Source organism: Xanthomonas sp. SHU 166 (genome assembly GCF_000364685.1).
GTDB classification, from domain to species: Bacteria; Pseudomonadota; Gammaproteobacteria; order Xanthomonadales; family Xanthomonadaceae; genus Xanthomonas_A; species Xanthomonas_A sontii.
This window is the reverse complement of sequence record NZ_AQOJ01000103.1, coordinates 1-8,535: the sequence shown is the minus strand read 5'-3', so window position 1 is coordinate 8,535 and position 8,535 is coordinate 1. Positions and strand designations below refer to the sequence as shown.

At 70.7% G+C, this 8,535-nt stretch carries 6 protein-coding genes and 1 pseudogene; 4 read left to right on the top strand and 3 right to left on the bottom strand.

Annotated elements, in window-relative coordinates; genetic code table 11:
- From D180_RS04295 to glgX, 3 genes and pseudogenes are all read left to right on the top strand, one after another.
- Positions 1-606 (top strand): annotated as a pseudogene (locus D180_RS04295) (malto-oligosyltrehalose synthase); the annotation flags it as partial.
- Between the two features lie 14 nt (positions 607-620).
- Positions 621-827, top strand: coding sequence for a DUF2934 domain-containing protein (locus D180_RS22810; protein WP_081613481.1), 207 nt, complete (start codon positions 621-623; stop codon positions 825-827).
- A gap of 9 nt (positions 828-836) precedes the next feature.
- Positions 837-3,002, top strand: coding sequence for a glycogen debranching protein GlgX (glgX, locus tag D180_RS04290; RefSeq protein ID WP_017911822.1), 2,166 nt, complete (start codon positions 837-839; stop codon positions 3,000-3,002).
- Positions 3,003-3,153: 151 nt separating this feature from the next.
- Here the strand turns inward: glgX and D180_RS04285 are convergent, their stop codons facing one another.
- Entirely contained in the window at positions 3,154-5,061 is a 1,908-nt protein-coding gene (locus D180_RS04285; RefSeq protein WP_232760316.1) for a PEP/pyruvate-binding domain-containing protein, read from the bottom strand.
- A 334-nt stretch (positions 5,062-5,395) separates the two neighbouring features.
- Here D180_RS04285 and D180_RS04280 point away from each other — a divergent pair, with 334 nt between their 5' ends.
- Positions 5,396-6,379 (top strand): NAD(P)-dependent oxidoreductase, encoded by a 984-nt coding sequence (locus D180_RS04280; RefSeq protein ID WP_017911820.1) that lies wholly within the window; start codon positions 5,396-5,398, stop codon positions 6,377-6,379.
- 3 nt (positions 6,380-6,382) lie between these two features.
- On the opposite strand, the gene D180_RS04275 is transcribed toward D180_RS04280, so the two are convergent.
- Positions 6,383-7,642, bottom strand: a complete 1,260-nt coding sequence (locus D180_RS04275; protein ID WP_017909751.1) for an MFS transporter — start codon at positions 7,640-7,642, stop codon at positions 6,383-6,385.
- Between the two features lie 149 nt (positions 7,643-7,791).
- A complete protein-coding gene (locus D180_RS04270) occupies positions 7,792-8,469 on the bottom strand; it encodes a hypothetical protein (RefSeq protein ID WP_017911819.1) in 678 nt (225 codons plus the stop codon).
- Positions 8,470-8,535 lie beyond the last annotated feature (66 nt).

Below are 8,535 nucleotides of genomic sequence, written 5' to 3'. Positions count from 1 at the left end.
GAGGCGCTGGCGCAGGCGGCCGCGGCGCTGGCCCCGGCCGGCGCGCTCAACAGCCTGGTGCAGACCACCCTGCGCCTGACCCTGCCCGGCGTGCCCGACCTGTACCAGGGCAGCGAGGGCTGGGATCTGTCGCTGGTGGATCCGGACAACCGCCGCCCGGTGGACTACGCGCTGCGCCAGGCCTGGCTGCGCGATGCCACCGCAGCGGACGCGCTGCTGCAGGACTGGCACAGCGGCCACATCAAGGCCTGGTTGACCGCACAGCTGCTGCAGCTGCGGCGCGCGCATCCGGACCTGTTCGCGCACGGCCGCTACACGCCGCTGCAGGCGCAGGGCCCGCAGGCTCAACACGTGCTCGGCTTCGTGCGCGAACACGAGGGCGCCTCGCTGGTGGTGGCGGTACCGCGGCTGGGCGCGGCCGCGCAGGCGCTGCGGCCGGACGCGCCGCTGCGGGCGCAGTTCGATTGGCGTAACACGGTTCTGACACTGCCGCAGGCACAGTATCGCCCGGTGCTGGCCAGTGCTACCGTCGACGCGACGTCGGCCATTGCGGTGTCGGCGCTGTTCGCCGAGTTCCCGGTGGCCGTGCTGGTCGCCTCCCCCTGATCTCGCAAGAAGCCATGGACGCAGAAACACGCCAACGCCGCATCCGCCAACTCGCACACGAAATCTGGGAAGCCGAAGGGCGACCCGATGGCCACGCCGCCCGCCATTGGGCCATGGCCGAACGCCTGGTGGCCGCGGAAGCGGCCGCCGAAGCCGATGCCGAGGCGCTGCCGCCGTCGCAACCGCGACGCAGCGCCGGCAACGGCAGTACCTCTTCCTAAGGATCCTTCATGCCCGTGCGCAAGCTCACCCGCCGTTCGCGTATCCGCGAGGGCCTGCCGTATCCGCTGGGCGCCACCTGGGACGGCCTGGGGGTGAACTTCGCCCTGTACTCGGCGCACGCCACCAAGGTGGAGCTGTGCCTGTTCGACGATCGCGGCCGCGAGATCGAACGCATCGCCCTGCCCGAGTACACCGACGAGATCTGGCACGGCTACCTGCCCGACGCGCGCCCCGGCCAGCTCTATGGCTACCGCGTGTACGGTCCGTACGCGCCCGACGACGGGCACCGCTTCAATCCCAACAAGCTGCTGCTCGACCCCTACGCCAAGCAACTGGTCGGCGAACTGAAATGGGCGCCGGCCCTGTTCGGCTACACCATCGGCCACAAGGATGCCGACCTCAGCTTTGATCGCCGCGACAGCGCCGCCTACATGCCCAAGTGCGCGGTGATCGATCCGGCCTTCACCTGGGGCAAGGACCAGCGCCCGCAGACGCCGTGGGACAGCACGGTGATCTACGAGACCCACCTGCGCGGCACCACCATGCGCCACCCCTCGGTCCCCGAGGCCTGGCGCGGCACCTTCTCCGGGCTGAAGGTGGACGAGGTGGTCGAGCACATCAAGCGCCTGGGCATGACCGCGGTGGAACTGCTGCCGGTGCACGCTTTCGTTGACGACGAATACCTGCTCAAGCAGGGCCTGCGCAATTACTGGGGCTACAACACCATCGGCTTCTTCGCCCCGCACCCGCGCTACATGGCCACGCGCACGGTGTCCGAGTTCAAGCAGATGGTGGCCCGGCTGCACAGCGCCGGGCTGGAAGTGATCCTTGACGTGGTCTACAACCACACCGCCGAAGGCAACGAACTGGGGCCGACGCTGTCGTTCAAGGGCATCGACAACGCCAGCTACTACCGCCTGGCCGAGGACCGCCGCTTCTACATCAACGACACCGGCACCGGGAACACCTTCGACCTGACCAATGCCGGCGCGCTGCGCATGGTCAACGACTCGCTGCGCTACTGGGTGTCGGAGATGCACGTGGACGGGTTCCGCTTCGACCTGGCCACCATCCTCGGCCGCGAGCACCACGGCTTCGATCCCAAGGGCGGCTTCCTCGACGCCTGCCGCCAGGATCCGCTGCTGAGCCAGGTCAAGCTGATCGCCGAGCCATGGGACGTCGGCCCCGGCGGCTACCAGGTCGGCGGCTTCCCGCCGGGCTGGTCGGAGTGGAACGACAAGTTCCGCGACAACGTGCGCGCGTTCTGGCGCGGCGACGAAGGCCAGCTGGCGGAACTGGCCACGCGCCTGACCGGCTCGGCCGACCTGTTTCACCACCGCGGCCGCCGCCCCACCGCCTCGGTCAACTTCGTCACCGCCCACGACGGCTTCACCCTGCACGACCTGGTCAGCTACGCGCACAAGCACAACGAGGCCAACGGCGAGCACAACCGCGACGGCTCGGACAACAACATCTCCGCCAACTATGGCGTGGAAGGCGAGACCGACGACGAGCAGATCAACGCGCTGCGCCTGCGGCAGATGCGCAACATGCTGGCCACCCTGCTGCTGTCGCAGGGCACGCCGATGCTGCTGGCCGGCGACGAGTTCGGCCGCAGCAAGGGCGGCAACAACAACACCTACTGCCAGGACAACGAACTGACCTGGCTGAACTGGGAAGCCGGCCCGCGCGCGCACCAGCTCAGCGCCTTCGTCTCGCGCCTGACCCACCTGCGCGCGCACTACCCGCTGCTGCACCGCGCGCGCTTCTTCGACGGCGTCTACGACGAGGAACTGGGCATCAAGGACGTGACCTGGCTGGCCCCGGATGGCGAGGAGATGACCGAAGCCTCCTGGCACGACCCGCACGCCCGCGCGCTGATGATGCGCCTGGACGGCCGCGCCCCATCCAGTGGCCTGCGCCAGGCCGCGTCGAACGTGACCCTGCTGATGATCGTCAACGGCGCGGTCGAGGACGTCCCGTTCACCCTGCCGCTGGTCGAAGGCGAACACTGGCGCGTGCTGATCGACACCGCCGAGCGCAACGGCGAACACGGCCTGCCCGGCGGCTCGCAATGGCACGGCATCGGCCGCTCGCTGACCCTGCTGGCGGCCGAGCGCGACGGCAAGTCCAGCGCAGCGCATCACCGCAATGCGGATGCGCCGACGGCGTGAGCCGATGGGAGCGCCCGACGATCTGCCTGGCGCTGCGGGTCGCGGCTTCAGCCGCGACCAGAGCTCGATGGAACTCAGATACCGCCGTGCCGCGCAGCTGCCCACCGCAAGCGGCCGCACCGATAACGCCTCCGGCAGCCACTGAGGGGGGTCACTGGCGCCCAACCCGCTCCACATACGGCCGCGCCTGCAGGATCACCACCTCGTCGCCGACCACCGCCCATTCGATGTCCTGATCGCCGCCGCCCAGCGCCTGCTTGGTCATCGCGCCGACCTTGGCCAGTCGCGCGATGAGCGCGTCGGTCAGTACCTGGCGGGTGCCGACGATCGGCACCTCGCGGACGCCGCCGGCGGCGTTGGCCACGAGCTGGGTGTCCTCGGCCGAGCGGCTCAGCACCTGCACCGCCTTGGACCAGCTCGAATACATCACCTGTTCGGCCTGACGCTTGCCCTCGACCACGCGGATGCCCAGGCCGCGCTTGGCCGAAATGTAGGTGACGTGGCGGCGCGCGGCATCGAACGGATCGCGGGTGATCATCACCCCGGAGCTGTCCGAGGGCGCGGCCAGCTGCACCAGCACCGCCATGGCTACCGCGTCCTGCGGCAGGCCGGCGGCGGCGCGCGCTTCGTAGGCCTCGAAGTTGTACACCGACGCCCACACCGTCTGCACCGCCTTGGCCAAGGCGTCGGCACGGGTGACGTTGGGCACGGTGGTGTACAGGCCGGCGCCGCTGAAGCCGGGCAGATCCTCGGAGTTGGACGAGCTGCGCACGAACACGCCGGCGCCGTGCAGTTGCCCCTGCCACTGCGTCTCCAGCGCGCGCACGAAGGCGGGATCGGGCGCGGCGTCGGCGATCTCGGCACGCAGGGTCGCCAGCGCGGCGCGACGCACGTCGGCGTCGGTGGCGAAGCCGGGGCTTCGCTGCAGATCGCGCAGGCGCTGGTCGACCTGCAGGCGCTGCAGCGTCGCCTGGTAGAACGCGAACGGAATGCAGAAGCCGTCCGGCACGCGTGCGGCCGGCGGCAACACCGCCTTCAACGTGCCGAGATTGGCCGCCTTGGTCCCGCAGGCGCGGCTGTCGCGGGCGCGCAGCGCCGCCAGCGGCTGGAGCGCGGTCACGCTCAGGTCCGGACGCGGCAGCGCGCGTGACGCCGCGCGCGGGGCAGTGGACGACATGGCTGCTGGCGGGCCTGCAAGCGGCGTCACCCGGTAGTCGTTGTGGGTGACATCCAGTTGCACCCAGCGCCCGTCGTACTGGCGCAACGCCGCCTGCGCATCGCGCACGTACACGTTGGGAATGCCCCAGCCCTTGGCCAGCAGGTTGACGTGCGACAGCAACGTGGACGGGCGCTGCGTGACCAGGCCGGCGACCGGCGCCAACGCGATCGGCACCTCGTCCAGCACCGGGATGTCGCGCGGCGACAGCGTACGGAACTGCGCCTCCGAGCGCACGATGCGCAGCCGTCCCTGGGCATGGCCGGTGTTCAACGGCAGGAAGCGCTGCTCGCGCAGCAGCGCCTCCTGGGTGACGAAGGCCAGCCCGGCGGACTTGGCCACCTGTTCGTGCAGCGTGGAGTTGGTCTTGAACCGCAGCGTGTCGAAGAACGACGCGCGCAGGGCGGCATCGGTCTGCTGCAACAAGGGTGCAGTAAGGACGTCGCCCTCCCAGAACTCGTAGGTGTAGCCCGGCAGATCCTGCTGCCAGCTCAGGGTGCCGAACAGGAAGCGGCGCTGCGGATCGCGGTACTGCGCCTTCAGCGCTGCCTTGCCCATGCCCGGCGCCAGGCGCTGGCGCACGAACTGTTCGTGCAGCGCGAAGCGCGGGGTGTTGAGGTAGTAGACGCGCCCACCCTGCTGCCGGTCGATCACGAACAGCAGATGCGGCAGCTCCAGCGCGGTGCCGGCGTTGTAGACCCGCGCGAGCTGAAGGAACTGCGCGCGGCTGTCCAGGCGCGGCAGGGAATCGGGCCCCGTCGCCGGCTGCACGGTGGCGTTGCTGCCCGGGCGTTGCTCGTAGGCCGACGGCTTGCGCGCGGTCTGCGCCAGCGTGGGTGCCACCTGCCACAGCAGCGCGAAAAGGACACACCACGCCGACACGCGTGGCCACGAAAGGGACGGACGGGCTCGATCCATGATGCCGGTTCGGGAGGGCGACGAGCGCGGATCATACGCCAGCGCCTGCGCGTTGGCTGCGCGGCCAGGCGCTACCGGGCATGGTCCGGTGTTTGCTGCCATGGCGACCGTTGGGATGGCGGGGGAATGGCATCCGCCTGCGGACAGCTCCACCCGACCGACCTTTCGGTATCGTTGACCGCAGAACGCTGCGCAGTCGCGTGCGGCCCCGCCAATGCCTGCCGCGACCTGACGCATTTCGCCCCAGCAAGGAGTTCGCATGCCGCTGTATCCCCTGTTCGCCGACCTGGCCGGACGCCGCGTGCTGGTGGTGGGCGGCGGCGAGGTGGCGATGCGCAAGATCGAGGCGCTGCTGCACGCCGGCGCCGACGTGCTGGTGTACGCGCACGCGCTCAACCCCACCGTGGCGCAGTGGCTGACGCAGGGCCGGCTGCAGCGCGCCGACGGCGCCTTCGACCCGCAGTGGCTGGACGATGCCTGGCTGGTGGTGGCCGCCACCGACGACGACGCGTTCAACCGGCAACTGGCCGAACAGGCCGGAGCGCGGCGCAAGTGGGTCAACGTGGTCGACGACGCCGCGCTGTCGACGTTCCAGGTGCCGGCGATCATCGATCGCGACCCGCTGTTGATCGCGATCTCCTCCAGCGGTGCGGCGCCGATGCTGGCGCGGCGCCTGCGCGAGCGCTGGGAAACCGAACTGGACCATTCCTACGCCGAACTGGCGCAACTGTTCGCGCGCCACCGCGCCGCCATCCGCGCGCGCCTGCCGGACCTGCCGCAGCGCCGCCGCTGGTTCGAACATGTACTGGAGGGACCGGTGCAGACCCTGCTGCAGAGCGGCCAGCGCGATGCCGCCGAACAGGCCTTCGCCGAGAGCCTGCAGCACAGCGACGCGGTGCCGCGGCAGGGCAGCGTGTGGCTGGTCGGCACCGGCAATGGCGACCCCGGCGCGCTGACGCTGAAGGCGCTGCGTGCGCTCAACCAGGCCGACCTGCTGCTGGTCGGTGCGCAAGTGAGCGCTGCAGTGCTGAGCCTGGCGCGCCGCGATGCCAGCCGCCAGCCGCTGCCGGACGATCCGGCCGCGCATCTGGCGCTGCTGATCGAACGGGCGCAGGCCGGACAGCGCGTGGTCAGCCTGCTGCCGGGCGATGCGTTCCGACAGCCGCCGCACGCGGCGCTGGCAGCGCACTTGGTCGCAGCAGGAATCGCCTACGAGGTGGTGCCCGGAGTGGCGCCGGGCTGACGCCTACGCCGGCAGCGGCGGCACCGGTTCCTCGTCCGAACGCCCGCGCTTCGCCGTCACCAGGTGCTTGCGCATCCCCACCCACAACGCCAGCGACAGCAGCGAGATGCCGCCCAACAGCAGGAACGCAGCGCGATAGCCGAACCCCTGTGCGATCCAGCCGCCCAGTGCGGGACTCAGCGCCGCGCCGACGCCCTGCATCGTCATCACCGCGCCCTGCCCCACGTTGACCCGGCCGGTGCCCTGCAGCAGGTGCGCCACCAGCGCCGGCACCGCCACGCTCTGCAGGCCGGCGCCGACGCCGTCGAGGATCTGCACCGGGAACACGCCCCAGGTGTGGATGACGCTGGCGGCGATCAGCCCGCGCAACGGCAGCGCCAGGAAGGTCAGCAGCAGCACCCACCAGTGTCCGCGCACGCGGATCAGGCGCATCGCCAGCAGCGAGGCGAGCACCATCGTGGACTGGGCGACGATGATGGTGGTGGCGGTCAGCGCGTTCGGGTCGCCCTGATGCGCGGCCACCACGGCCATGCCGTACAGCGGCAGCATCGCCGCATTGCCGAGGTGGAACAGCGCCAGCGCCGCGGCCAGGACCAGCAAGGGCTTGCAGGTCAGCAGTACCGACCAGCCGCTGACGTGGGCGCCGTTGTCGTCCTCGTCCTCGGCCTCGGCCATACCGCGCGCCGCACGGTGATCGATCGCGTCGCGCGGAATCATCAACACCGAGATGATCGCCAGCACGCCGAAGCAGCCGGTCAGCACGAACACCGCGCCGAAACCGAATTTCCAACCGAGCAAGCCCGCCAGCGCCGCGGCCACCACGTTGCCGGCATGGCTGCCGACCTGGTTGCGCGCGATCTGGTGATCGAAGCCGGCCTGGCGCACCAGGCCCAAAGTGATGCCGGACAGCGCCGGCCCCAGCGCGGCGGCGGCGAGCGCGGTCATCACCTGCGCGGCGATGACGCCGGGCAGGGTCGGCGACCACCACAGCAGCGCCGAGGCCAACAGAATCATGCTGCAGCCGACCACCACGATGCTGCGCTTGCGCTTGGTCGCATCGACCAGCGCGCCGCCCGGCGTGGTGGCGAGCATGCCGACGATGCCGCCGGCGGTCATCACCGAGCCGATCGCGCCGAGCGACCAGCCCTTGGATTGCAGGAACACGCTCAGGAACGGGCCGAGCCCGTCCTGCACGTCGGCCATGGTGAAGTTGAGCGCTTCCAGCGCGCGCGTGCCGCGCGGGCGCTTGCCAGTGCCGCTCATGCGCGCACCGCCGGCGACGCGAGCGGCGACAAGGACAGGAGAACGTGGTGCTGCGCAGGCGCGACGGGCGGCATGACGGTGTCCTGGATGAGCGCGGGAAACACAGGCGCGGCGGTGGCCAGGGGCACACCGCCGCGACGACTCGTGACTCAGTGGGGCTTGGGCTTGGGCTTCGGTTTCGGCTTGGGCCCGTCCTTCGGCGCAGCATCATCCGCATGCGCGTGCAACGGCTTGTGATGAGGCTTGGGCGGCTTCGGCTTCAGCGGCTGCAGCGTCGCGTCGCTGGCGCCCAGCGCCTGCGCATGCAGCACCTGGCCATGCGCGGACTCCAGCAATTCGCCCTGCGCCGTCAGCGACTTGCCGGCGGCGAGCCAGCGCGCCGATTCCGGCACCGCGTGCGGCGGGAAGCGCACGATCAGCCCGTCCTCCAGCAGCGCGCCATGCACCTGCCCGTGCGGGCCGTGCAGCAGCCTTGCGATGGTGCCGGCGTGACGCACCGCGTCCTGCGCAGGCTTGGGCTTGGCCGGCGGCTTGGGCTTGGGTGTGTGCGGACCGGCATGCGGACCTTCATCGACGATGCGCGCGGACCCATCCGGGTCCACCGCCAACGCCACCAGCACATCGGCGCCGCGCGGCTTGAGTCCGCGCACGCCGAGGCCGGCGCCCGGACGCAGCGCCTGCAGCAGTTGCGCCGACAGGTGCGGCGGGGTGTGCACTTCGGTGCCGTCGTCGAACAGCAGGCCGTCGACGTCGGCCTTGGGGTTGAGCAGGAAGCGTGCGAGCGTGCCACGGGTTTCCGGCAGGGAATCGGGATCGACCCAATGCATTGCATTCTCCAGACGAACAAGGGATGCCGGCGGGGGCCGGCAGCGCCCGCCGCGAACGGCGGGCGC

Bases quoted from the DNA above. Each gene is read 5' to 3' on its own strand.
- D180_RS22810 (WP_081613481.1), top strand. From the start codon at position 621: ATGGACGCAGAAACACGCCAACGCCGCATCCGCCAACTCGCACACGAA.
- glgX (WP_017911822.1), top strand. From the start codon at position 837: ATGCCCGTGCGCAAGCTCACCCGCCGTTCGCGTATCCGCGAGGGCCTG.
- D180_RS04280 (WP_017911820.1), top strand. From the start codon at position 5,396: ATGCCGCTGTATCCCCTGTTCGCCGACCTGGCCGGACGCCGCGTGCTG.
- D180_RS04275 (WP_017909751.1), bottom strand. From the start codon at position 7,642: ATGAGCGGCACTGGCAAGCGCCCGCGCGGCACGCGCGCGCTGGAAGCG.
- D180_RS04270 (WP_017911819.1), bottom strand. From the start codon at position 8,469: ATGCATTGGGTCGATCCCGATTCCCTGCCGGAAACCCGTGGCACGCTC.